This window comes from Ulvibacterium sp., assembly GCF_965228935.1.
GTDB lineage: Bacteria > Bacteroidota > Bacteroidia > Flavobacteriales > Flavobacteriaceae > Ulvibacterium.
In genome coordinates, this window is the sequence record NZ_OZ245846.1 from 4,171,898 (window position 1) to 4,198,236 (window position 26,339).

General features: G+C 43.8%; 17 protein-coding genes. 9 read left to right on the forward strand and 8 right to left on the reverse strand.

Annotated features, from left to right (window positions below; all coding sequences use genetic code 11):
• Window positions 1–98: 98 nt before the first annotated feature.
• From ACO06Y_RS17780 to ACO06Y_RS17790, 3 genes are all read right to left on the reverse strand, one after another.
• Window positions 99–1,964 (reverse strand): cytochrome-c peroxidase, encoded by a 1,866-nt coding sequence (locus ACO06Y_RS17780; RefSeq protein WP_422080358.1) that lies wholly within the window; start codon window positions 1,962–1,964, stop codon window positions 99–101.
• Between the two features lie 75 nt (window positions 1,965–2,039).
• On the reverse strand, window positions 2,040–3,632 hold the full coding sequence (locus ACO06Y_RS17785; RefSeq protein ID WP_422080359.1) for a hypothetical protein: 1,593 nt from the start codon (window positions 3,630–3,632) through the stop codon (window positions 2,040–2,042).
• A 342-nt stretch (window positions 3,633–3,974) separates the two neighbouring features.
• Complete coding sequence (locus ACO06Y_RS17790) at window positions 3,975–5,111, reverse strand: Gfo/Idh/MocA family protein (protein ID WP_422080360.1); 1,137 nt, start codon at window positions 5,109–5,111, stop codon at window positions 3,975–3,977.
• Window positions 5,112–5,284: 173 nt separating this feature from the next.
• Between ACO06Y_RS17790 and ACO06Y_RS17795 the strand changes: the two genes are divergently transcribed.
• From ACO06Y_RS17795 to ACO06Y_RS17835, 9 genes are all read left to right on the forward strand, one after another.
• On the forward strand, window positions 5,285–5,746 hold the full coding sequence (locus tag ACO06Y_RS17795) for a hypothetical protein (protein ID WP_422080361.1): 462 nt from the start codon (window positions 5,285–5,287) through the stop codon (window positions 5,744–5,746).
• Window positions 5,747–5,762: 16 nt separating this feature from the next.
• Entirely contained in the window at window positions 5,763–6,716 is a 954-nt protein-coding gene (locus ACO06Y_RS17800) for a sugar phosphate isomerase/epimerase family protein (RefSeq protein ID WP_422080362.1), read from the forward strand.
• Window positions 6,701–8,332 (forward strand): PQQ-dependent sugar dehydrogenase, encoded by a 1,632-nt coding sequence (locus ACO06Y_RS17805; protein WP_422080363.1) that lies wholly within the window; start codon window positions 6,701–6,703, stop codon window positions 8,330–8,332. Before ACO06Y_RS17800 ends, ACO06Y_RS17805 begins: the two co-directional genes overlap by 16 nt.
• 15 nt (window positions 8,333–8,347) lie before the next feature.
• The gene (locus tag ACO06Y_RS17810; protein WP_422080364.1) at window positions 8,348–9,031 is read left to right on the forward strand and encodes an SGNH/GDSL hydrolase family protein; all 684 of its coding nucleotides are present in this window, start codon (window positions 8,348–8,350) and stop codon (window positions 9,029–9,031) included.
• On the forward strand, window positions 9,028–10,197 hold the full coding sequence (locus ACO06Y_RS17815; RefSeq protein ID WP_422080365.1) for a Gfo/Idh/MocA family protein: 1,170 nt from the start codon (window positions 9,028–9,030) through the stop codon (window positions 10,195–10,197). The genes ACO06Y_RS17810 and ACO06Y_RS17815 overlap by 4 nt, the downstream gene beginning before the upstream one ends.
• Window positions 10,198–10,241: 44 nt before the next feature.
• Window positions 10,242–11,975, forward strand: coding sequence for a phytoene desaturase family protein (locus ACO06Y_RS17820; protein WP_422080366.1), 1,734 nt, complete (start codon window positions 10,242–10,244; stop codon window positions 11,973–11,975).
• 116 nt (window positions 11,976–12,091) lie between these two features.
• Window positions 12,092–15,472 (forward strand): DUF5107 domain-containing protein, encoded by a 3,381-nt coding sequence (locus ACO06Y_RS17825; RefSeq protein ID WP_422080367.1) that lies wholly within the window; start codon window positions 12,092–12,094, stop codon window positions 15,470–15,472.
• 21 nt (window positions 15,473–15,493) lie between these two features.
• A complete protein-coding gene (locus tag ACO06Y_RS17830; protein ID WP_422080368.1) occupies window positions 15,494–16,267 on the forward strand; it encodes a carbohydrate-binding family 9-like protein in 774 nt (257 codons plus the stop codon).
• A gap of 31 nt (window positions 16,268–16,298) precedes the next feature.
• The gene (locus ACO06Y_RS17835) at window positions 16,299–17,738 is read left to right on the forward strand and encodes an arylsulfatase (protein ID WP_422080369.1); all 1,440 of its coding nucleotides are present in this window, start codon (window positions 16,299–16,301) and stop codon (window positions 17,736–17,738) included.
• On the opposite strand, the gene ACO06Y_RS17840 is transcribed toward ACO06Y_RS17835, so the two are convergent.
• Genes ACO06Y_RS17840 through ACO06Y_RS17860 form a run of 5 tightly spaced genes read right to left on the reverse strand, consistent with a single transcriptional unit; the run spans window position 17,725 to window position 26,331 of the window.
• Complete coding sequence (locus ACO06Y_RS17840) at window positions 17,725–18,885, reverse strand: mandelate racemase/muconate lactonizing enzyme family protein (RefSeq protein WP_422080370.1); 1,161 nt, start codon at window positions 18,883–18,885, stop codon at window positions 17,725–17,727. The genes ACO06Y_RS17835 and ACO06Y_RS17840 overlap by 14 nt on opposite strands.
• A gap of 37 nt (window positions 18,886–18,922) precedes the next feature.
• A complete protein-coding gene (locus ACO06Y_RS17845; protein ID WP_422080371.1) occupies window positions 18,923–20,212 on the reverse strand; it encodes an MFS transporter in 1,290 nt (429 codons plus the stop codon).
• Window positions 20,213–20,229: 17 nt separating this feature from the next.
• On the reverse strand, window positions 20,230–21,042 hold the full coding sequence (budA, locus tag ACO06Y_RS17850) for an acetolactate decarboxylase (protein WP_422080372.1): 813 nt from the start codon (window positions 21,040–21,042) through the stop codon (window positions 20,230–20,232).
• A gap of 46 nt (window positions 21,043–21,088) precedes the next feature.
• Window positions 21,089–23,254: a hypothetical protein gene (locus tag ACO06Y_RS17855; protein WP_422080373.1), complete on the reverse strand. Its 2,166-nt coding sequence runs from the start codon at window positions 23,252–23,254 to the stop codon at window positions 21,089–21,091.
• 17 nt (window positions 23,255–23,271) lie between these two features.
• A complete protein-coding gene (locus ACO06Y_RS17860; protein WP_422080374.1) occupies window positions 23,272–26,331 on the reverse strand; it encodes a PVC-type heme-binding CxxCH protein in 3,060 nt (1,019 codons plus the stop codon).
• Window positions 26,332–26,339 lie beyond the last annotated feature (8 nt).

Genomic DNA, 26,339 nt, shown 5'->3' on the forward strand with positions numbered 1-26,339 from the left:
TTCCTTGAAATTAAGGGTTTACCGACCCTTTAACGTCAATCAAATCTTAACGATGTGTTAGGTATTCTTTAAGTTTTGATGCTGTTTTTCAAAATAGATTACAAGGCTTTGTTAGGTTCGGAATATGCTTCATCATACGGCACCTTGTTATCCGTCAATGTTCTCATAAAGGCTATGATCGCATTTTGCTCCTCTATCGTCAGATTCAACTCATCGAAGGGCAGGGTCTGGTATTCCAGATCAAAACCCATGCCTCCTCCCCCGCCCTCATTGTAGAAATCCATGACCTCTTCCAAAGTCCTGTACACCCCATTATGCATGTAAGGTGCGGTAACATCGGCATTACGGACTGTGGGGGTCTTAAACATCCCTTTGTGCAAATCCATCTCAAAGCGCCAATAAAAGCCCAGGTCATCGTCCAATTGTTGGTTGGCTACCGTTTCCGGTACTCCGATTACCTCCTTTTCATGGTCGTTAAAAAATGGTGGAACGGTACCATTGGTCAATGGGATGAAATGACAGGTGGCACAAAGTGCCTTGCCCATATAAAGGTTAAAGCCAAGCTTTTCCTCTTCTGTAAAGGTGTCTTCTTCTCCCCTGATATTTTTGTCAAACTTGGAATTGAAACCATTTAAAGTTGAGATATAGGACGAAATGGCCTTGATGACCTGTGTGTTTCTTCCCGAAATACCACCAAAAGCCTGTTTGAACTGTTCCACATAACTGGAGTCCTGTAAAATCTCCGTATCAAACTGATGAATTGAGCTATCAAACTCCTTGTCATTGGTAAAAACCGAAGAGATCTGATCCAAAAGGTTGGGGGAACGACCATCCCAAAAGAAAGCTTGTTGAAAAGCGGAATTTATAAGCGTGGGTGTATTTCGTTGTAGGGGGTTACCATTTTTATCCAAATTTACCACCATCCCGTCGGCCCAGGCTTTGCTCGGATTATGACAGCTAACACAGGCCATTTTTCCGTTTTCGGACAACTTGGGATCAAAGAAGAGCCGTTTTCCCAAAGCGATTCTTTCGGGATTTGGATTTTGATTTACGGAAGGTGTGAAAAAATCCAGGTTAAAGGCATCTTCCTCAAAAAATGTCGGGGCGTCAAAATTGAAGGGCTTGTTGTCTACCGGATCCCATATGTTCGCGGTTCTGCGAATTTCCACCCAATGGCGCGTAATCGGATTCATATAGTCCCGTATAAAGGTGAAACGGTCAAATTCCATAAAATTGGGATTCTCCTCGATAAACCGCTCAGCCTCGGCTATACTTTTGTGAAAGGCTTCGTCCAAACCCCTGTCCTTTTTCAGGATCAAATTCTTTATGCTCAAAGTATAGACCTCTTCCAGTGCCTTTAGGGAAACTAAGGTTTCTTCCAATCCCCATAGGCTTACAGGGGTATCGAATCCGGATATTCCCAGACTTATGATTCGCATTAATTGTTGGTGGGTCGCTATAAAAAAACGTTGGGCCGTAAGCTCTCTTTTCTCAATATTGGTCTTTAGGTTGTTCAACAATCCTTTGGTAACATTGATTTCTTTTTGGTATTGTGTTTCGGCCACCTCCCCTTCAAACAGGCTTTCCTCGATTTTCTGCAAACCAACAGGCTGCAACACCCGTTGGCTGTCATCCGTTAAGATCGGAAGTGCCGGGCCATTGGCCCTATGGCCAATTTCAGGATTAAGATAGGCCCCAAAGGGTTCCGCTCTCTTAAAGGCATTCCGTGCCTTTGAAAAAACCAGTTTGGCTTCTTTGCTCTCCATGGGCAACCGGGCCAGGGAATCTAGCCACCCAATGGATTCGTTAATATTCTTTAGGTAAAACCCATGGGCCAGACCCCAATCCACAGGACTGGCAGGGCTTCTGTCTTCCACATATTCTTTCTTGGAACTATCCACCTTGCAGGAGTTGAAGGAAACAAGCAGTAATCCTAGGATACCTTGAAAAACAATCTTTTTCATTTTCGCAATTATTTAAATGCATAAAGACCCCTATCTCTACCATAGGGGTCTTTTTTGGTCTTTAAAACGTCTTGATTATCTGGGCAGACCTTTTATAATCAATACTTGGGAACCTTGGTCGTCCTCACGTGGGGAAAAACCTTCACGTGCCTCTGCAGCCGCAATGGCTTCGGGATTGTTACGCAAATCATGACCATCCAAGCTCAAAAAGTCATCACTTTCCCAATAATGGGGCTGTAGCGCAAGTAAAAAAGTATCTGGCTCACCAACTTTGTCAGAAATGTCTATCAAAGATCCATATTCCCCGGAATCACGATCAAACTCCTCGGTGTCACTACCACCTCCAACACTGCCATCCTTGGCAAGGTCGCTTCGTACTACAAACTCAAGAACAACCCTGGTTGAATTACCATTAAGGTCACTTTGGTAAATATAGGCGGTATGTCCCCTACTAAAGGAGTTGGGATCTTCTTGGGTATAGATAAAGTTTTCAGTGACACAGATATTATCGGGGCTTTGTAGACTGGGTAGATTACCGTCCATATTGTTTGTATCGGTATTACCAGAGATAATCTGGGTCAATTTCCCACTCATAGGGCTATCCTCGTCCAACTCTAGTTTATAGACCGTACCCCAGTCGTTGTAGGTACCTCTTCCCGGGCCTCTACCTGTTACGGCAAAGTATACGTTTCTTCCGTTGGCATCGGATCCTTTTTGATAATCCACGTCCTCGACCCTCATGAATTGGAAGGCATTAACGGCCATTGAGGCATCCTCCATTTCTTCGCGGGTCATTGCACCACCATTCTCTATTTCCACGAACTCTACATCATAGGTAGCTCCAAAATCCAAATCACCTTCATTATAGGTGGTATTGGGGTCGGCATCCATTACACCAGGATTGCCTTCATCGTCGACGGTGCCATCGGATACTTGTTTTACTTTCAGAACATAAATCTTACCACCATGCAAGTCCCCATCACCATTTTCTGAATAATATAGGGTAACCTGGCCTTCGGAGCCACTGGAATCATCATCACCGCCAATAATTACGGTTTTTCCGCTATAGGCATCCCTAGGAAGCGGAACGGCATTCTCCCAATGGAACTCTCCCAAGGCATCCAAACCAAAATCTGCAGTAGGTGTCGGAACTGCCTGGTAAGGATCTAATCCCTTTACATCATAGTTGAAGTTTTCCGAGGCCGAAAGGTATAGGTCTTGAGCTCCTCCATGAATATCCCTCTCCCACATGGTTCCGGAACATTGTCTTGCGAAATCGGCCACTCCCGAGTTCAAAACGTACTCACCGCTAACAGGATTAAGGTATTCGTCCAATTTTATACGGACTACGGAATAGTCGTCCTCGCAATTCAACATATAAATATATCCGTCACTACTGGGATCTTTCAAAAAACCTGCACCATCGGCAGCGCCGGCAATTTGGAAATTACCTGGCAATACATCCGATGTACTGATCAAAGAGTAGGCCTCCACAAAGCTGAATTGGGGCATAATGGACACCAAGGGCTCTAAGTTGGATTTGTTTTCAAAAATAGTTCCCTTGGGCTCATCGCCACCACCGCCATCTCCTATGAAATCATCCAATCTGTCACAGGACGACAGGGCAATGATTCCTGTACATAGCAATAAATTTTTAAGTGTTCTCATGTTGTTTTAAAGTTTTAAATGTTATTGTTTCCCTCAAAGGTATCTGTCGAGTTCGCAAAACATGTTAACTGAGATTGGTCATTATTTTAGCATATCTTTAACCTTGTGTTAAAGCGGTTAACTTAGTGTTACTATTTAGGATAAGTCTAATTAAAGATTTCTTTAACAAGAGCGATTGGGCATTCCCTAATGCATCGGAAGTCCGGAAGTGGCAGTATAGGTAGGGATAAGGGTGTAATTGGGGGAATAGAAGATATATGCCATACCCAATTCATAGCACAGAAGTCGTTTTTCCCCTGTTGGAAAAAGTAGGTGTGGAGGTGGCTTATTTTCAGCTATTGGTTATATATCCTTTTTAACAATTCCCATATTCCCTAAATCCAGTGGTATGCGTCTTCCTCCTTCGGCAATGGACTTGTAAATGGCCTCTACAATGACCATGTCCCTTTTGCCCATTTCCCCTGGGGCCACATTTGGTGTACCGAATAGAATGTGTTTGGCAAAATCGTCCATTTGCACTTTTTGTTGACTTTGGTGCGGATACTTGATCTCATTTCCTTCCGAAGTCCTTCCCGATATTGGCCCATAACTATGGCAGGGGTTAAGCTCAACCCATCCTTTTTCGAAGGAAACGAAAAGACGATTGGCGTTGGCATTATGGGATGTGAACATATGACCCACTTCCCCGTTCGGAAATTCCATTTGGGCGGTAATGGACTCATCGGTATCCTTAAAATATTCTGGACGGGTACTGAACTCCTGGGCAGAAACCGAAATAGGGTTATGTCCTACACCATATATATTGCTCTGTATGGAATAGACCCCCATGTTCATCAAGGCTCCTCCACCTGATAAGGCATGATTCAACCGCCACTGCTCCGGATTGCCCCTGGAAATATAGCCGGCATCGGAAGATACATACATGACCTTGCCAAATGGTTTTTCGCTTACCAACCGTTTAATCTCATTGGTATAGGGGTCGGATTGCATACGATACCCAACACTTAATTTTACCCCCGACTTTTTGCAGGCATCAATGATGGCATCACATTCCTCTACATTCATGGCCATAGGCTTCTCACAAATAACATGTTTACCCGCCCTTGCCGCGCGAATACTGAAATCCGCATGCATGCTATTGGGTAGGACCACATATACAATATCTATGGAATCATTTTTCGCTATGGAATCAAAGTTGTCATAGTTGTATACATTTTCCTTTGGTATCCCATATTGGTCCATCCAGACCTTCTCCTTTTCTGGGGTTCCCGTAACAATGCCTGCCAAGTAACAATGCTCGGCATCCTGAAGCCCTGGCGCCAACTGGTATGTACTATAGCTTCCCAATCCTACAAGGGCAATACCCAGCTTCTTTTTGTTCTGGGCCCCGCCCATGGCACATGCCAAAGGTATTCCACTTAACAAGGCCGATCCGGCTATACCTTGGGATAATTTACTGTTGAAGGTTCTTCTATTCATGTCTTTGGAATTTCGATTACTCGCGTTTTAAAAGTATAAATAAACTGCCCAAATTATTTATATCCAATGTAAAATTTGGAAATAGCCCTTACAGAAATTACTTCTCGACTAAAACCACTATTTTAGTGCGTACCAGTGCCAAACGGTAAGAAGGCCAATTGCCTGGACTTTTTATGCAAATTAAATCCTTTATTCGGACCCTTACGTTTCTTCATGGTTCCTTGACCTTGGGGCTCATGGCCTTTACCCTGTTCGTCTACTTTCAGAACCGTTCTTTCACTGTTGGGACGGATTCCAATGATCTCTATGTATATATTGTTCCGACAATCGCTATCCTAGGTTATTTTCTTGGCAAGTTTTTGTTCCAAAAACAGTTACAACGTATTGATCGAAAAGACAATTTGACCGGCAAATTGGTCCGTTACCAAATTGCATCTTTGGTGCAATATGCACTCTTGGAGGGTCCGGCATTTTTTGCCTTGGTCATCTACTACATCAAAGGAAATGCATTATATCTGTTGATAGGTCTGTCCCTTTTGGCTTATTTAATAATGCTACGACCTAAAATCGATACATTGATAAAAGCCTTACCTTTAAGCCAGGAGGAAGAACAGCAACTGAAACGAAGTAACTAATAGAAAAATATTTGCATTGAAAGAAACAACAAGAAGGCAATTTGTAAAGACCTCTACATGGGGTTTGGGTGCCATACCTTTTTTGCACCCATTGTCGACCTTATCCCAGGTAGCTACAGAGGGCAAGGAAAAATTGCCCGTCTATTTATTTTCAAAACACCTACAATTTTTGGATTATCGGACCGCAGGTGAAAAAGCAGCGGAAATGGGTTTTTCAGGATTGGATCTTACGGTTAGGCCAGGAGGCCATGTACTTCCAGAAAATGTGGCAGAGGATTTGCCCAAGGCTATTGAGGAAATAAAGAAGGGAGGCTCACAGTGTCATCTGATGACGACCGCAGTTGACAATGCCGATGATCCCTTGGATGCCAAAGTCTTGGAGGTTGCTTCACAGCAGGGCATTACCCATTATCGCTGTAATTGGTTCCGGTATGATGAAAACCGATCCATGCCCGATACCTTAAAGGAACATGCACAGACCATTAAATCGCTCGCCGCATTGAATCGGTCTTTGGGTTTAAAAGGCTGTTACCAAAATCACTCAGGGACTTGGGTGGGAGCATCTATTTGGGAGGTAAAGACTTTGCTGGAACAAGCGGACAAAGAATATTTTGGCGCACAATACGATATACGGCACGCCATGGTAGAGGGCGGCCTTTCCTGGGAAAATGGTCTAAGACTTATCAAGGACCACATTAAGTCCATCGCTTTAAAAGATTACAAATGGGAAAAGGTCGGGGGTCGCTGGAAGGTCATAAACGTTCCTTTAGGCGAGGGAATGGTCGATTTCAAAAAGTATTTCAGCCTTTTAAAAAAATACGAGATCAACGTTCCGGTAATTCTGCATGCCGAATATCCATTGGGTGGTGCGTCACATGGAAAATCGGAAATTTCGGTATCCCCGGAAGTTGTGTTTACCGCTTTGAAAAAGGATTTGAAAAAAGCAGAGCAACTATGGGAAGAGGCTTAATAATTGGTGTTGTAACCTTTTGCGTACTACTGATAGTTGCCTGTTCAACACCACCCAAATCCAGTTGGAATGGAAAGAACTATTTGGCGCACGTACAACTGGACTCCTCAACATTGCTGGTAACCGAAGTGGCCAAAAACCTTGAAGTACCATGGGATCTGGTACCCGGTCCGGGGGGATGGCTATATTTTACGGAACAAAAAGGCACCATAAATCGAGTTGATCCCGTAACAGGTGAAATTCAAAATTTAGCCGTTTTGGACGACCTTTTCTATAGAAAATCGTCCGGACTGTTCAGCATGGCTTTGCACCCTCATTTTGAAACCCATCCGTTTGTTTATATCCATTACGCCGTAGCGGAAAAGGATAGTAATTTTCTAGATCTTATTTCCTCTAAAATTGTACGGTATTCCCTGGAAGGCGATAGTCTGGTGAACCCGAAGCTTATTTTGAAGGATATTCCTGGAAACACATATCATAATGGAAGTCGTATGCTTATTTTTGAGGATAAGCTATGGATCGGCACCGGAGATGCGGGGGATACCCGAACCGTTCAGGATATTGGGACCTTAAACGGAAAGGTCCTACGACTTAATCTCGATGGCAGTGTCCCCGACGACAACCCATATCCCAACAACCCCGTATGGAGTACCGGTCACCGTAACATTCAAGGTATCACGGTTGGGAAGGGTCGGCTTTATGCGTCGGAGCACGGCCCGAACAACGATGATGAAGTAAACCTCATACAAAAAGGTGCAAACTACGGTTGGCCGGATATCCATGGCTTTATCGATTTGGAAAACGAAAAGGCGTACAGCAAGGATTCGGTTACCCAAGAACCCTTAATGGCATGGACACCCACCATTGCTACGGCAGGACTGGAGTATTACGATAGCGATCAAATCCCCGAATGGAAAAACAGTTTGCTGTTGACCACCTTAAAGGGCCGTTCTTTTCGGGTTTTGTCCTTAAATGCGAAGGGTGATAAAATCAATGAAGAGCATCTCTTTTTTCAAAAATTCTTGGGGAGACTGCGCGATGTAGCCGTAGGTAAAGAGGGGGAGATTTATTTGGCGACAAGCAATATGGATTGGCATCAGGGACATCAACCTTGGTTGTACGACTCTTTGCCCAAAGCTAATGGTGATCGCATTCTTAAGATAGAAATAGCCGATGAAGGTATACAAAACCAACTGGCAACTTTGGAAAACCCTGTTGGATTGAAAGAAGAACTTGTTCCGATCAGTTTAAGTCCGGAAATTGCAAAATCCACTACATCCGATAAGGATCTGGACAACGGTGCCAAACTATATGGCATCCATTGCGCTGCTTGTCATGCCCCGGATGGTAAAGGAAATGTTGGGCAGATACCACCCTTGGTCAACAGTGAATGGGTCTCGGGTAATGTAGCAAGACTCATTGATGTGACCTTAGGAGGGCTCAACCAGCCCATACAGGTAAACGGTGTTACCTACCAGGGAGAAATGCCGGCATACAAAATATTGCCGGACAACGAAATAAGGGATATTTTAAATTATATTCGAACTGAATTTGGAAAAGCCAAAGGAAACATTGTAGCTGCGGATATTGTACATCAACGTAAAGGCTTGAAATAACGAATTAAAGGAACTATGAAAAATACGATGATAATGATGGTCCTATTTGGAATTATGACATCGGTGAACGCCCAAGATTGGCCTGATCTTGGCCATTTTAGAGAGGCGAACGAAAGACTGCCCGCTCCTACCGAGGAAGAGAACCGGGTGGTCTTTATGGGTAATTCCATAACCATTGGATGGCTCAAGACACGACCCGAGTTTTTCAAGGGAAAACCATACATCAACAGGGGTATTAGTGGCCAGACCACACCTCAAATGTTGCTTCGCTTTCGTCAAGATGTAATCGAATTGAAGCCAAAAGTGGTCGTAATCCTGGCAGGGACAAATGATATTGCCGGCAATACGGGGCCATCTACATTGGATATGATCTCTGATAATATCATTTCCATGGCCGAGCTTGCAAAGGCCAATGGCATTAAGGTAGTACTCTCCTCTACCCTACCTGCCTATGACTATCCCTGGAAACCGGGAATGGAGCCGGCCAAGAAAATCGTTGCGCTCAACCAAATGATCAGAACCTATGCGGAATTGAACAATATCGTTTATCTGGATTATTTCTCCGCCATGGCGGATGAGCGTAACGGGTTACCTGATAAATATGCCCATGACGGCGTACACCCTACCGCAGAGGGCTACAAGCTTATGGAACCCTTGGTCGAGACCGCCATTTCACAGGCATTAAATCCCGAAGAATGAGCAGTGTATTTCGAAAGTGTTTGGGCCTATTATTACTTGTTGCCATCTGCTCGTCAATACAGGCTTATGATAAGACTATGGAATTGAAAAAAGTTGAGAAGACCAAAAAACCGCTACGAATCGGAGTGGTAGGACTTGTCCACACCCATGTACATTGGATTCTGGGAAGGGAAAAATTGGGTGATATCGAAATTGTGGGAATTGTGGAACCTAACAGGGAGCTTGCCCAACGCTATGCGGATCAGCATGGATATTCCATGGATATTGTTTTTGATTCCTTGGACGAGATGGTAAAAACGGTGCAACCTGAAGCCGTAACCGCATTTAACTCCATCTACGACCACTTGGAAACTGTGAGATATTGCGCTCCGTTGGGTATACATGTAATGGTAGAAAAACCATTGGCCGTGAGTTGGGAACATGCCCAGGAAATGATCTCCCTGGCCAAAAAACATAAAATCCATTTACTTACGAATTACGAGACCTCTTGGTATGGCAGCAACCATAAGGCATATGACCTTGTCCATTCCGAGGACAAAATTGGGAACATACGACGTATGGTGTTCCATACAGGTCATTTTGGCCCCATTGAAATAGGATGTAATCCGGAGTTTTTGGAATGGCTTACCGATCCCGTTTTGAATGGTGGGGGTGCCCTTACGGATTTTGGCTGCTATGGTGCCAATTTGGCGACTTGGTTTATGCAAGGACAAGAGCCCGAATCCGTTACCTGTATTACCCAACAATTAAAACCTCATTTATACCCGAAAGTGGACGATGATGCGACTATAATACTGGACTATCCGGAAAATCAGGTTATCATACAAGCTTCCTGGAATTGGCCACATCACGTAAAGGACATGGAAATCTATGGAACCACAGGTTATGTAATTTGCAAAAATGCAAATGCCATGAAAATCATGACTGGGAGAAAACAAGAGTCCGTTTCCTTTGAGGCCGATCCCCTACCACAAGGTGTTCATGATCCCTTCGCCCTATTGCAAAAGGTGGTCCAGGAGAACTATCAACTATCGGTATACGATGTCTCCTCACTGGAAAATAACGAACGGGTAATGCAGATATTGGAAGCTGCAAAGCGCTCGGCGGAAACCCATAAAACTGTTATTTGGAAGGACATGTTTCCCGAGACGGCCTCAAACAAATAAAAATCTGGTGAAGCTTAGAGCCTGGGTCGAACAAAACAAGATGAATGGGGAAAACCACTGAAATCGATAACTCGGCATCCGATAAGAATCCTAATATACCCCATGGTGACAAGTGGGATACAATTGTCATCGGCTCTGGGGCCGGGGGACTGGCAACGGCAATTTGTTTGGCCAGGGCCGGACAAAAAGTATTGGTGCTGGAGCAGCACGATGTTCCCGGTGGATGGTGCCATAGTTTTTATTTGGATGGTCATCGATTTACCCCGGGAGTACATTATGTAGGGCTTTTGGCCGAAGGCGAGGCTACAAACGACCTGTATAGGGGCCTGGGTATAGCCAACGATCTGGTGTTCTTTAGAATGAATCCAGACGCGTACGAACATGCCTGGATCGGGGAAGAACGTTTTGACTTTCCCTCAAATCTCGAACAGCTTATTGACCGACTTTCGGAACGTTTTCCGGAGGAAAGGAAATCCATACGCACCTATCTGAACTTGGTACGGAACGTAAGTATACAAATCTATTCCCTACCTTATTTCAAAGGTTTTTGGCAGAAGTTGACCATTCCCTATAAAACTAGGCATATGGGCAAATACGGGCTTTTTAGCTTAAGAAAGGTCATAGGCTGGCATATCAAAAATCCTTTGCTAAAAAACATCCTTAACATTCAATGTGGCGATCATGGGCTTCAACCCAAAAAAGCGGCCTTCCCCCTGCATTGTGCATTAATGAGCCACTACTTCAATGGGGCCTATTATCCCATGGGAGGTGGCGGTGCCTTGATAAAGGCCATGACAAATGCGTTGAAAAAACACGGGGGACACCTCCGTACCAGCACGACCGTAAATCGGATTTTGACCCAGGGCGACAAGAAAAAGCGCGCAATAGGGGTAGAATTGGAAAACGGCCAGTTCCTATATGCCGATACCATAGTTTCCAATGCGGATCCCGGAATTACCTATTTGAATTTGATCGGCAAGGAAAACCTAAGTTCCAAACTTCAAAAAAAACTGTCCAAAACCAAATACTCCTGCACCTCGTTAATGCTTTTTTTGACCGTAGATATGGATTTACGTAAGGCCGGTCTGGACTCGGGCAATATTTGGTTGATGCCCAATAAGGACACGGACGATTTATATGATGACCTTATGACCCCAAATCTCTCCAATGGAGAGGCTTTTGAAGCCATGTTCGTCAGCTGTACCTCGCTCAAGGATCCCGTTAGTTATGACGGCAGGCACCATACCATAGAAGCGATAACATTGGTAGATTACAGTACTTTTGAAAAATACAAGGAAGAGACCGAACCCCGATCCAAGGACTATCTTAAATTTAAGAAAGGACTTACCCAAAAGATGCTTAATGGCCTTTCCAAGGCCATCCCTGGAATAAGGGACCATATAGTACAAATGGAATTGGGAACTCCCATTACCAATGAGTATTACATTAATACGACGCGGGGCAATGTCTATGGAACCGAAAAAAGTCTAAGGCACATAGGCCCTTTTGCATTTAAGGCAAAAAGTGAGATAGAGAATCTATACTTATGTGGGGCAAGTATTCTATCCCATGGCGTGGCTGGAGCATCCCATTCTGGAGTAGATACGGCTGCCATTGTTTTGGGATGCGAGGCCGATGAACTAAAAAAGCCACAAGACGATCAACACTTAAGGATTTATGAGGCGGAAAGTCCGGCCAACTATCCTGATTGGATGTTGAAGAAAATGGAGGTAAAAAGGGCTAGGGCCATCTCTAAAATGGCCCAAGAGTCCGCATAGCCCTATTTAGGGGAGCTCAAAGGAAACACTAAAACATTTGTATTAGAGATTGACCCATTTATGCTACCTTTTTTTGACGGTCTTATTTACTTTTAAAAATAAAATCTAAAAATCCCATGTACATTTCATTTCCCAATCGGTTATCCATAGTACAAAATCTTTCTACTGCCAGTGACGGAACGGAAGAGCCTAATCAAAAAAATAGCAAAAGAATCATCTCACTGCTTTTTCTGTTATCATTTACCGTTTTGTCATTTGCCCAGGTAAAGGTTTACGAAGGCACGGAAGTAATACCCACCTATAAAATAGGACAAGATGAAACGAGTCCCCTATTTTATACAGGACGTGGTGTTCAAGGAGCCCAAGGTAAGATTTACCCCTATCCCTCACAGACGAAACTTGGGGATTCCCTTACCGATGTCACGTATGAAATGGTCTATTTGGAGAATGAATATATCAAGGTGAAGGTACTTCCCGCTTTCGGAGGTAGATTGTTTTCGGCAATCGACAAAACCAACGGACATGAGTTGTTCCATACCAATAGTGTAATTAAACCCGATTTAATCGGTACTTTGGGTGCCTGGGTATCCGGCGGAATAGAATGGTGTTTTCCACATCATCATCGTACGACCACCATGATGAAAAGCGACTATAGAATGGTCGAAAATAAGGATGGAAGTGCCACTATCTGGATTGGGGAGACCGAAAAAACGATGGATATGCGAGGGGTTATCGGTATGACGCTGCGTCCCGGCCGATCCTATATTGAAGTGGATTATCGAATCAACAACACCAACACATTGACGAAAACTTTTCTTTTTTGGGCCAATGTAGCCATAACTTCCAATGAGGATTTCCGAACATTCTGGCCCCCAAGCCAGGAAATAGGTGTATTCCATAACAACAGAAGTTTTATTAAGTGGCCCATTTCCAATGCCACAGATAACTATGGCCGAACCAGCTACCCGGAAGGAGTTGACCTCACCTGGTGGAAAAATCACCCCAATCCCGTGTCATTTTTTATGTGGGAAATTAAGGAAGGGTTTATCGGAGGGTATGACTATGGACAAAATGCGGGAACCGTACATGTAGGAGATCTCCATGAGAATAACTCATCAAAGTTATGGCAGTTCGGGCCAGGATTACAAGGTCAAAATGCCAGGCGAAAGCTAACCGATGATGGAAAGGCCTATGTGGAATTGATGACAGGAACCTTCTCCAATAATCAACCCGATTACAGCTGGATTTTACCACATTCGGTCAAGGATGCCAAAAACTATTGGTATCCGTTGCGGGATATCGAGATTGCAAAGAATGCTACCATCGATGCTTCGGTAACACTTCAAATGCGGAATAGCAAAACTGTTTTCTATGGATTCAATACAACTACCGTTTTTAAAAATGCTAAAGTACTATTGAAAAACGGTGATGAGGTTTTAGTGGAAAAGACCATTGATATTGATCCGGCCACTCCGTTTACCTCAAATTACAAGAGCCGTAAACCGTTGGACGAGTATCAACTTTATGTTGAATTGAAGGATGGTCAAGGAAGGGAATTGGTTTCCTACACGCCTTACAAACCTCAAAACCCTGAATTACCGGAAGTACAGGAGCGGGTAAAAAAGCCCGAGGAGATTACTACGATCGAAGATCTTTACCTTACCGGTAGATTCGTAGAGCAATTTAACCGTCCAGGTATTAATCCGGATGACTATTATTTGGCGGCCCTGGAGAAATCGCCCAACGATTACCGGACGAATATCGCCTTGGGCAAACGAAGATTGAATCAAATGAAGTACAAAGAAGCCTTATCCTATTTGCAAAAAGCGGCCAATAAGCTTAAGGTAAAATACTTTCAGCCAAAAGAGGGTGAGCTTTTCTATTATTTGGGAATGGCACATAAAGCATTAGATCAAACAGAAGAGGCTTATAAAAATTTGGCCCGTTCCACCTGGTACTATCAGTGGTTTTCTGCAGGTAATTACCAATTGGCGTTGTTAGAGGGACAAAAAGGGAACTTCACCAAGGCCTTGGAATATGTGAATGAGGCCTATTCCACAAACACCAGGGATAGCCGCATTACGGTTCTTTATGCTTCTCTGCTTCGAAAACTTGGCGATACCGACAAGGCTATTTCCCTTCTGGAAGAACAGTTGGCCTATGATCCGTTGAATTTTACCGCCCTTTATGAAAAAGGTCTCTTGGAGGGAAAAGCTTCCCTAGAGGATTGGCATAGGAACATGCAAGATATAGAAAACAATTACTTGGAGATCGCCACCCATTATATGAACTCTGGCCTATTGAAGGAGGGTACGGATCTATTATCAAGTTTAAAGAACCCTAAAAATCCTCTGGTGCACTATTATCTTTCATGGTTTCATAGCCAAATGGGTAATACGGCAAAAGCCCAGGATTACCTTACCACAGCTAAAAGTTGCTCCTTGGATTATAGCTTTCCCTATAGGATGGAGACCGAAGTTGTGTTAAAGAATGCCATAAAGATTGATGCCCAAAATGCAATGGCCTACTATCTTATGGGAAATCTACTTTACGACAATCGTCCAGAGGATGCGATGGAGGCTTGGGAAAAAGCCGGTGCAATGGATACCAGTATCCCAATGGTCTGGCGTAATCTTGCATTTGGCGATTTCTATCATGGGAAGAATCCCAAAAAGGCCATTGAACACATGACAAAGGCTATATCATTACATGGTGACAACCCGTTATGGTATGCCGAACTTTCCAAATATTATGACGAATCCGATGAGGACTTCACCGAAAACTTGGAAATACTACGAAAGAATATCAAAATAGTCAAAAAGGACGTAGCCGCTCCAAAAACCCTCGTCCAGCTTTTAAACCTCAATGGCGAATATGATGAGGCCATTCAATTTTTGGACGAACATCATTTTAGGACCTGGGAAGGTGGCCGGGAAACGTACTGGCATTATGTGGACGCGCATACGTTGAAAGCCAAGGAACTAATGAAAAACAACAACTATAGAGAGGCCATTTCCCATTTGGAACGTGCGCTTCTGTATCCTGAAAATCTGGAAGTGGGCAAACCCACCCATGACGAAAAAAATGCCATGATCTATTATTATATGGGAGAGGCCTATACACAAATGGGAAACACCAAAAAGGCAAGGGATAGTTATCAAAAAAGTGCAACGGCCCAAAACGGAAGAGGCATGTACGACCTAATTTACTATCAGGCGATGGCCCATGAAAAATTAGGCAAGACCAATGAGGCAAAAAACATGTTCAACGACCTGATCCAAAATGCACAGCGTCAAAGAAACCGCGGAAACGACAATACATTGGTCGCCGTAGAGGAGGCTTCGGCAACCAACAAAAAGGCAATCTCCCAATCGTATTTCCTTGAGGCCTTGGGCAATCTTGGGTTGGGAAATAAGGATGACGCCAAACGTCTCCTGAAAACCGCCCTCGGTGAATACCAGAACAATCTTTGGGCAAAGGTCATGATGGAAATCTAAATCAGCCCAGTCATGTACCCCATGCACAGGTGTATTTTTGTGTCCATAGTGATCCTTTTCAATGGACTTGCTAGGGTCGTAGGGCAAGACGTTCAAAAGCTTTCCCTTGGGGAACAACCCATTTTTAGGGTTTCGAAGACCAACCAAAAAATTATGATCGATGGAGAATTGAACGAGGAAATTTGGCAGAAGACCGAGGCAAGAACTTTGGATTACTTTTATAGGGTGGAAAAACCGGACGATCAACAACAAACTACCTTTCGGATGTTATGGGACGAGCAAAACCTATACCTGTTCTATCAAATGGAAGATAAGTACCTTACCGTTCTTGAAACCCGTCGCGATGGAGAGCCCTATTTTGATGATTGTGCCGAAATCTTTTTCATAACAGCACCTGATAGCCTGGATACCCATTTTGGATATGAACTGAACCTGAACAAGGCTTCCAATGACTTCATCTATTTCAACTCATACTACAAAGGAAAGGACATCGTCTACCGGAGCTTCAATCCCGAGTTTGAGGTTGAAACGACTTATGACGGCACCGTCAATGATAACTCCGATATAGATAATGGCTGGACCATGGAAATGGCCATACCTATTTCAAATTTCGGTGAATTGGGTGAAGCGGTACCCCTACAAAAAGGAACACGTTGGGCTATTTTGGCCGTGCGCCAAGATCGGAACGATTTAAAGGGCAATAGAAGGTCTACTTCCACTTTGTTTCCCATTTATGATATCTCGAAAAATGTACATCAAGCCAATCGTTTTGGCCTAGTTGAATTTATTGAATAAATTACCACTGATTTGATGTATATTTTTGGTGATGAAAAAAAGCATTCTATTCGGTTGGGCCGTATTGGTTTTAGGTGCCTGCGGCAAGATTAAAAAGGAAAATTCCGAGGTATCCAAGGTCATCGATGCCCCCAATATTATCTATATCCTGGCCGACGATTTGGGCTATGGGGATCTGGGAAGTTATGGACAGGAAAAGATCAGGACTCCTCGGTTGGACCAAATGGCACAAAACGGTATCCGATTTACCGACCACTATGCAGGTAATACGGTATGTGCCCCATCAAGGGCTTCTTTGATGACCGGTCTACATCAGGGGCATGCAGCGGTACGGGGAAACAATAATAACATATTGTCTTCCAGTGATTTTACCTTGGCGGAAATGTTCCAAAAAGTGGGGTATGCCACCGCCCTTATGGGAAAATGGGGTCTAGGTGAAGTGGGTTCTACCGGGGAACCTTCCGTACAGGGATTCGATACGTATTTTGGTTATTTGAACCAGATACACGCACATAACTACTATCCCGATCATCTGATAAAGGACGGAAAAAAAGTACTTTTGAATAACAAGGTAATCTTCGCCCAGGAGGGTTATGCAAAGGGAATAGGAAGTGCCGCCACCGAAAAAAATGAATATTCGCATTCACTGATCATCAAGGAGGCTTTACGTTTTTTGGACAGTCCAAGACAAAAGCCTTTTTTTCTATACTTACCGTTGACCATCCCTCATGCCAATAATGAAGGGGAACTGACCGCGGACCATGGGATGGAAGTTCCAAATTTGGGAATCTATAAGAATCGAAAATGGCCAGAACCAGAAAAGGCCAAGGCGGCCATGATAAGTCTCCTGGATGCCGATGTAGGTCGAATATTGGATAAGTTAAAGGATTTGAAAATAGATAGAAATACCTTGGTCATCTTTACCAGTGATAATGGTCCCCACAAGGAAGGAGGCGTAGATCCTGAGTTTTTTGATAGCAACGGTGCGCTAAAAGGTACCAAACGAGATTTATACGAAGGAGGGATTCGGGTTCCGTTTATCGCCCAATGGCCCGGGAAGATTGCACCGAATACCGTATCCGACCTTCCCACTGCTTTTTGGGATATGCTACCAACATACGCTGACATTATTGGGTACTCCCTAAGCACCGAAACGGATGGCATCTCCTTTCTCCCTACCCTTTTAGGGCAATCCGAATCGCAAAAGGAACATGATTATTTATACTGGGAATTTGCGGAAAGCGACCATGACGCTCAGGCCATTCGTAGCGGAAAATGGAAATTGCTTCACATCTACAAGACCAATTCCTGGGAGCTCTATGACCTATCCAATGATATAGGGGAAGAAAACAATTTGATAAACGACTATCCGGATGTTGTTGAAAAACTAAAGGCATATATGGAGGAGGCCCATATTTATGATTCAGATTATCCATTGGAGGGAGAGCCTTTGCCCGCTACCAGTTCGTAAAAGAACCGTCATCTCTTTTTAACCTAGGTATTTCGACGGGTTTAAATTCTTGGCTCAGGGCATATGCCTCGTCAAATTCCACCCCTAACCCGGAAGTGTCCGGAACCGGATATCCGGCACCATCCAACTCTGGTTGCACGGGATAGAAACTTCGGTCGTTGGTACCCATCTGTTGTGCCGGGGTATTTACTTCCTCCAACCAACTAAAATTGGTACATGCCGCAGCTAAATGAATAGTGGCTGCGGTGCATATGGGACCCAATGGGTTGTGCGGCATCAAATCGATATAGTGGGCCTCGGCAATGGCCGCTACTTTCATAGCCTCGGTAATTCCCCCAACATTACAGACATCGACACGCGCATATTGTGCAATGTTTCTTTCCAAAAAAGGTAGGAACTGCCATTTACTGGAGAACTCCTCACCAATGGCGAAAGGTACATCCACCATTTTACGAAGGCTCTCATAAGTTTCCGGGTTTTCATCTCGTATCGGTTCCTCTATGAAATCCAGGGTTCCTACCGGCATGCGCTTAATAAAGGAATAGGTCTCCGCAGTCGTAAGTCGGGTGTGATAGTCAATGCCAATCGTGACTTCCGAACCCACCAGATTTCGTAGTTCAGTGACCCACTCGGCCAAAAGTGCTATGGACTCCCTGGGTTCAAAGCGATTTTTTACATTCTGGGATTCAAATTCGGCAGGTGCCAAACGAAGTGTCTTCCAACCTTTCCTTACACAAGTCTTTGCATAATCCAACAATTCCTTACGGGTCGCAAACCGAATGGATGCAAAACAAGGCACAAAATTACGTTGCTTCCCTCCCAATAGTTCATAAACGGGAACACCAAGGGTCTTACCCTTAATGTCATATAGTGCAATATCGATTGCCGAAATGGCGGCCGACAACACCCTTCCCCCTTCAAAGTACTGTCCTCTGTACGATTCTTGCCAAATAGCTCCTATTTTATTGGGATCCCTGCCTATTAAAAAGCCCTTAAAATGCGTTATGGCACCTATTACGGCCAACTCCCGACCCGAAAGCCCGGAGGCACCCCATCCATAGATACCGGAATCCGTCTCTACTTTTACAACTAATTGGGTTCCCGAACCAATGTTAATGGGATAGGTCTTTATGTCCGATATCTTCATTTGCCGACTTTTAAATAAATTTGGATTATCATCGAATCTATTCTTTTGGAACTATACGCCTTACCTTGCCCACTATAAAGGTATAGGAGATGAATCCTAAAAGGGCTATTCCCCCAATAAAAAATAGCGCTGGGCCAAAATCACCTTCCTCTACCAAATATCCAATTGCAATGGGTACCACAATTCCGGCCAAACCGCCGATAAAATTAAAGGCCCCACCCGTAAGACCTATGAGTTTTTTAGGCGCCATTAGTGAAATGAATACCCATGCGATACTTGCCAGGCCATTACCGAAAAAGGCCAAAGCCAAAAAGAATATAATAAAAAAAGTACTATCCGTGTAATTTGCGCCAATAATACAGGTAGACAGCAGCATGCCTACAATAATCGGTGCTTTTCTTGACATTTCTATAGAGTAGCCTTTCCTGGTCAGAAAATCTGAGGTGAATCCGGATAACAAGACTCCGGCAAAGGCTGCCAAATAGGGAATGGAAGCCAGAAATCCGGATTGCAGAAAATCCAGCCCCCGGTACTCTACCAGGTAAGTCGGAAACCAGGTAAGGAAAAACACAATGGTGGCCCCAAGACAAAACTGACCGATATAAAGCCCCCAAAGTTTACGGTAGAGAAAAACTTGTTTTATGTCGGTCCATTTGAAACTCATTTTCCTTTCAACTTTTTCCTTCATTTCCACAAGACCACCTCCAGACTTGATATGTTCCAATTCCGAGTCGCTAACATATTTATGTTCTTGGGGATCTCGATAAAAGTAATACCAGATTCCTGCCCAAAGGATGCCAATGGCCCCCGAGACAAAAAAGAGTCCGCGCCAACCGAGATAATTTTGAATAATGGCAAGGATCGGAAGTAAAAAGGCCATGCCCAAGAACTGGCCCGAAGTATAAATTCCTATAGCGGATGCCCGTTCATTTTCGGGAAACCATCGTGTAACGATCAAATTGTTTATGGGATATGAAGGTGCCTCAAAAACACCAATACTGGCCCTAAGCCCAATTAAGGTAATAAACGAATTGGCAAATCCTTGAATCAAGGTCGCTATGGACCAGAAAGCCATAATAAAGGTATACAATACCCTGGATTTTATCTTATCGGCCACCACCCCACCGGGAATTTGCAAACAAGCGTAGGTCCAGGCAAAGGCAGAAAAAACATACCCCATTTGTACCGAATTGATTCCAAGGTCTTTTTGAATGGCGGAAGCTGCTATGGAGATATTCGTACGATCTAAATAATTGATGACCACCGTTACGAATATCATGGCAAGAATATTGTATCTTTTTCGGGTCGTTATTGGTGTATTTTCCATTCAGGTGCTCAAATGTGCTATTGTTTCTTGTATTGAAACTCTTTTTCAAATCCTACGTTTTTGTAATCCTCCGTCCGGGGCAGTACAAATTGGTATTCGTATATCCGGTCTATTTCAACCTTGAGATTCTTTGCCTCAAATTCCATAACATGACCGGCAAAGGTCTCATCGTCGGAAACAAAATGTAAATGGTAACCGGAAGCATTGATGTCACCGATGAACTCCGGACAAAAAAATCCGACCATGGTTCCGGAAAAATTCTCCCTTTCAAAAATGGGACGGTTGGGAATCAGAAAATCCAAACCTTTGTCAAAGGGTTTTTCCTGTTTATGTAACCCACCACATTTCATTTTAGAAAATTCCCCATGGATCCTAAAGGCGTAGAATATATTTTTTGTCGGTAATTTTTCGTTGATACGTTTCCGCAAGGTTTCGTAATCGGGGACTTCCTGCAAATTAAATGTATCCTCCGGATCAAAAAAAGTAGCGTTGGCATAGGCAATCTTGGTATCATTGGAAGGATTCACCACCTCCCCGTTTTCTTTGGCCTGATAAAGCCGACCATTGAGCATGATCAACTCCCCATCCAAAAAATTATAGGATCCCAGACCAATATCGCCCTTGGTCTTTAATTCCCCTGCAGTTATGTCGCCCTCAAAAATCTTATTTACAAAGGCATGCCAAATGGAATAATGGTAGAATAAATCCGGTTTTTCAACCATTTCCTTTTCCAATTTCGCCGTGATATCCGGTCCGGTTTTTTCCTTGCATGCATTTAGGACGACCAATATACCGGCAAGTATAAAGAATTTCAATACTGTTGTTTTCATTTCCTAACTATTTTGAAATGGAGGAAAAGCCTCCTGTTCCAGTTCCTTAAAATTTTATGTTTCTGGCCAATTCAACATCTTGTTTTACATCATTTAGAATAGCTTGCCAATCGATCATTTTTGTCCTTGCCAGCATCTGGGTCTTATAATGGGTTTCCGAAATCTCCGCGTAGTTTGTCCAGTGAGTTATGGCTTCTTTAAGAAGATCTATGGCGTTTTGTTGGTGTATGGCTTTTCTGTTTTTTGCAAAAAAAGATAATTCGGTGGCTGCTTGAATTTTGGTGGCATAATATTTTCCCAAGTAGGCCATCGCCAAGATATCGTCCAGCAGAATTGTGGCTTCCGTAGTAATGGTTTTGTTCATCATTTTCAATTTTTGGACACCATCAATTGCCACTGTGGCGTACTTGTTTAAATTATGGACAACTTGTATCGGGGTTATGCCATCCACAGTGTTTCCCTCATCTACTGTTTCCACATAAGTATTGGGATTTATTATCGTACTCCCTTCCATGGTAGGGTTATCCATAAAATCGAGAACCGTTTGAAAACCTTTTCGCTCGTTATAGCAAGCTTCTATGGACCACATAAAATCCCAGTCCTTCCAATAGAAGCGATTGACCTGGGGAACTATCTTGGATGCGGATTGCCAAATATCGTGCAACACTATTGCCTCTATATTTGGAAAACGATTTTGCAGTTTCTTTACGAAAAAACCCCTACTGAGTGTATTGTTATACCCCAATCGTCCCCATAACATAAAATTGTACCAATGCTTTTCAATTTCGAGCTGGCCTACAAACTCTGTATCCTTTGAAACGAATTCCCTTCCCCAAACATAACCATCCGAGCCCATGTGATAGGCGGCGGTATGTTCCTTTGGAAAGTTGCCCAGAAATTCCCTAACATACTCGGCATCGCCCCATCGATAAACAAAAATATCGTCATTGCGTAGGTTCCACCAGGATTTGAGTCCATAGGGTTTCATTGCTTCAATATGATTATCCGCGAAGGGAATGTCCGGAGAAGAGTACAGTCTTGCCTTGGCATATTTGAAACTGACATCAAATTGATCTGGATAGTCTTTCCAATAGCGCATTATCAATTCCATATTCGAGTTCCAGACCCGATGTATGAAATGTACTTTTCGATCTGGTTGTACTTTCTTGGCATCCAGCACACCCATACCATAGGTTTCCCACAACCATTTTTCACGATTATAGTCACCAAAAGGTTTGGACATATGCTCCCCCGCTGTTACTCCAATTCCCTTTACATCGGGATAGGTAAGCAGGAAATTCTTTACTGCGGCACGGTAATAGGAAATGGTCTCGAGGTCATCAGCCTGATGGGAAACCCCATATTTGCCCGCAGGTTCATCGTAGGGATCAACATCATAAGTACGATAGAACGGAGGTACAGGTTTCGCAACACTGTTAGGGCAAATGTTCCAGGTAATAAAGTAGATATCTATACCCCTTTGTTTAGCCAAATGCATTACCTTTTTCCAAAATGAAATTTTCTCGTCTATCGTTATTTTCTTGACGGTTTTCAGGTTTTCCATCACATTGCTTGATACCATTTGCGGTTCTGCCCATTCGTTTTCCTTACCGATAGGTTTTAGCGTAGTCACCTTTACATCTTCAAGGGCCACATCCGGAAAATCGTCCATTTTAATCATAGAGGGAAAAGGATGCGGATTCCATAAAGTCAATGTATTATAACGATGCAAGGCCATGTTATCCAGAAATTCTTCCCAAAACTCCCATTTCCACATTTCCAGAATATTGTTTTGGGCGGCATCGCCCGTATCATCATAACTGGGCGTACGTGCATCCAAAGGGATATTGAACTTTAAGCCCCGTTTTTTCAGATAGGGCTTCCCTTGTGCTTCGATAATTTTTTGGTTTAAAACGATTTGTTCGGCAACTTCCAAACCACCATATAAAAGTCCCCTCCCATCACCGCCATAAATGGTTACCTTATTTCGGGAAGTATCTATCCGGTAAGCTTCGGAACCTAATTTGGTATCCAACTTAAAATCGATTTTTAAGGATGTAAGCCCATTCCCCCCTTTAGCCTCCTCTATTTTGCGCAGGGCGAAATCAAGGTCTATGCCATCTTGGGCATGTAAAAAAGGATTTGCACCAAGTGCTATGAATAGGACAGAAGTTGTTAACAAGGATGTCCTTAATGTCCGTATTAAACCCATATCATTTTAAAAATTTATTATTTACTCATGTAGGCAAATAAATCCCGGATATCTTGCTCCGATAGACCGGCCAATAATCGCTCGGGCATTATAGATGCCTTTTGAGCCTCAATCTCATCTATCATTCCCGTGGCAAGTGTTATCTCATCCATTCCCAAAGGTTTTATTTTAATTTTTCCTGCACTACGGTCCGTGAGTAGCCCTACAATGACCTGTCCGTCTTTTTTCTTTACCCGATAGTTTACATACCCTTCCCGGATATCCGCATTCGGATCAACGATGTTAAGGATCATATAGGTTAGGTTGTTTCTATCATATCCGGTCAACTCAGGGCCTATTTCCTTACCTTCTCCATCCAAGATGTGGCAACTGGCACAGTACATGCCATAAAGGTTTTTGCCCTTCCCTACATTTCCTGTTCCAGAAACCAGGGCTTTTTGAACCCTTTTTATCTCTTTCTCCTTTTCCTCTGAAGAAACCATTTTAACATTGGGCCATAATTCATCTACTTTTTTGGTCAGGTCGGAATCCCCCAAAAGTTTAAACTGCCGAACGATTTCCAAAGGCACTTCGCTTTTCTTTACTTCCTTGGTATCGCCGATCTTTACGAGAAAGGCACTTGCCCATGAGGCCCTGCTGGCAAAAAGTTGAAAGGCCGCCTTTCTTAGATCCAGATCCGCCCGGAGTTTAAAAAGATAGGCCTCCGCCATCTCCCTTCCGATAACCTCTTCATTATAGTGGCCCAAAGCCTCCAAGCAGGCTATCCTAACCGCTATTGAATATTTATGGTCTTGTGTAATCTGTAACAAAACCGGAACTGCTTTGGGCTGATTAATTTCCCCAAAGATTTTGATATAGGCGAGTCGTTCCAGCCTATCGGCATTTTTGTTGGGCAATAGTTCCAAAACCTTGTACACGGCTTCGGTTTCGTTCCGCCGTAATGGCAATGCCCATTTACCTTCCCCGAACCTGGACTGATACTTCTGAATCATTTGGGCCAAATCTGTTGGTATTTCAAAGGGATCTCTACCTCGTAATCCTTCCTGCAAACCGGTAAAAAGTATTTTGGCATGTGCATCACTGGGCGCAAGGTTTAACAACGCTATACAGGAAGTATAATTCTCGTTGCCGCCTTTGAGGGCGTAGCGCTGTATAAGACGTTCCAAAACCACATCTTTTACCAAGGGCTTGTCCCATATTTCCTTCTTGTTGAAAAGCTCCAATACGGATTTTCTTCCTGTTTCCGTTTTTGATTCCAATGCCCACCAGGTGAACATTTGATTTTCGATATCCTCCTGATTGATGCCGTTCTCAAGGAGACCAGCGATAATAGGTACGGCGACCTCTTGAGGAAGGCGTTTGGCCGTTGAGGCCAGTTGTCCCAAAACTTCCAGATGGGATTCGGAAAGGGCCATTTCCCTTAACTTTCGAGCAATAGAATTTGAAGCCTGATTTGTATCACCAATCAACCGGATAGCCCACAATCGTACATGGGGGTCGGTATGATCCATAGCCTCAAGTGTGATTTTCTCGCTGAACCCCCCGGTCAGATGAATGGCCCAAAGTGCCTCTAAGGAAGTTTGCCCGGAAGCATGGGAACGAAATAGCGTCTCAAGTTCTGGTATAACACTGCTGTCCTTCCTATCTCCAAATTGCCGTAACGCTTCTTGTCGGAACCACTTATTCTTATCACTCAATAGTTGCACCAATTCGGAATTGGTCAAGGTACTCAAATCAAAACTTGGGGCCGTCCATTTTCCGTTACCCCGTAATTTATAGATTCTGCCCGTTGTCTTGCTCCAAGTATCCCTTGGATCCACATGGGACATTCTACTATCGTTCCAGTCGGCTATGTAAACGGCTCCGTCCGGTCCGGATTTGATATCCACGGGCCTGAACCAATGATCCGCTGATTCCAAAATCTTTTCCTCGTCAATACAGAGAAAAGATGATCCCTTTTCCTCCATACGCGTAAGCCGAACAAAGTTATGCAAGGGATTTATGGCCCATATTTTACCTTGATAACGTTTGGGTAAAGTCGCCTCCTCGTATTTGATCCAGGCATGTGTAAACCGGAACTTTTCCCCTTCCAATTCCATTCCCGGAAGAAACCCGAATGCATAAGGGTTGGTCAAGGCCCCATGTTTCCCCCAGTTTTTCTGGTAATAGCCACCCTGTTTGTAATAGAACCCTCGGGCCGTTCCATTGTCCCCGGAATACACCCTTCCCTTTGCGTCAAATTCCACATCGAACGTATTCCCACCTCCTTCGGCAAATATCTCAAAGACCTTGGTTTCCGGATGGTAACGCCATATGCCCTGTCCGCTGAAATAGACGTTTTTGGAAACTTCAGAATTCACATTCGCCGTAGTGGTACTACCTTGGGCTCCATATAACCATCCATCGGGACCCCACCGAAGGTTATTGGCGACTGCATGGGTGTCTTCCAATCCAAAACCTTCCAAATGCACTTTGGGTTTTCCATCGGGAAGACCATCGTCATCCGAATCCGGATAGGCCACTAAATAAGGGGGGGTGAGCACCCATATCCTTTTGCGGCCCAAGGCTACTCCTGTGGTGATGTTAAGTCCGGTAATGGCATCTATAGATTTATCATACAAACCATCCTTATCAGTATCCTCAAAGATGGTTATCCTATCAGCACCCTTTACACCCTCCGGAGGTGGTTTGGGAATCTTATTAAAGACCGTGCGGTTGTGTCGATCTATATCTGTGACCTTGACCCCTTCAGGATAGGGATATTGGTTGTATTGCACAACCCAAAGGCGTCCGCGATGGTCAAAGCTTATGTCCACGGGTTGATGAATTCTAGGCTCGGAAAGCACTAATTCAATCTGTAGATCTTCGGCAATATCAAATTTTTTTAGGGCCTCTTGGGGAGATATATTTTGAGTACTATCGGACTGGATTCCCAAACTATTGAAGGTTTCCATGAATTCCTTCACTTCCTCACTTCCTGAAATTTCATCTATCGATACATTTCTAGGCTCTTTACCATTCTCTTTGCATCCTAGGAAGGCGAATACTAGTCCAAGAAGTGGGAGTAAAGTCTTCATTTTATACT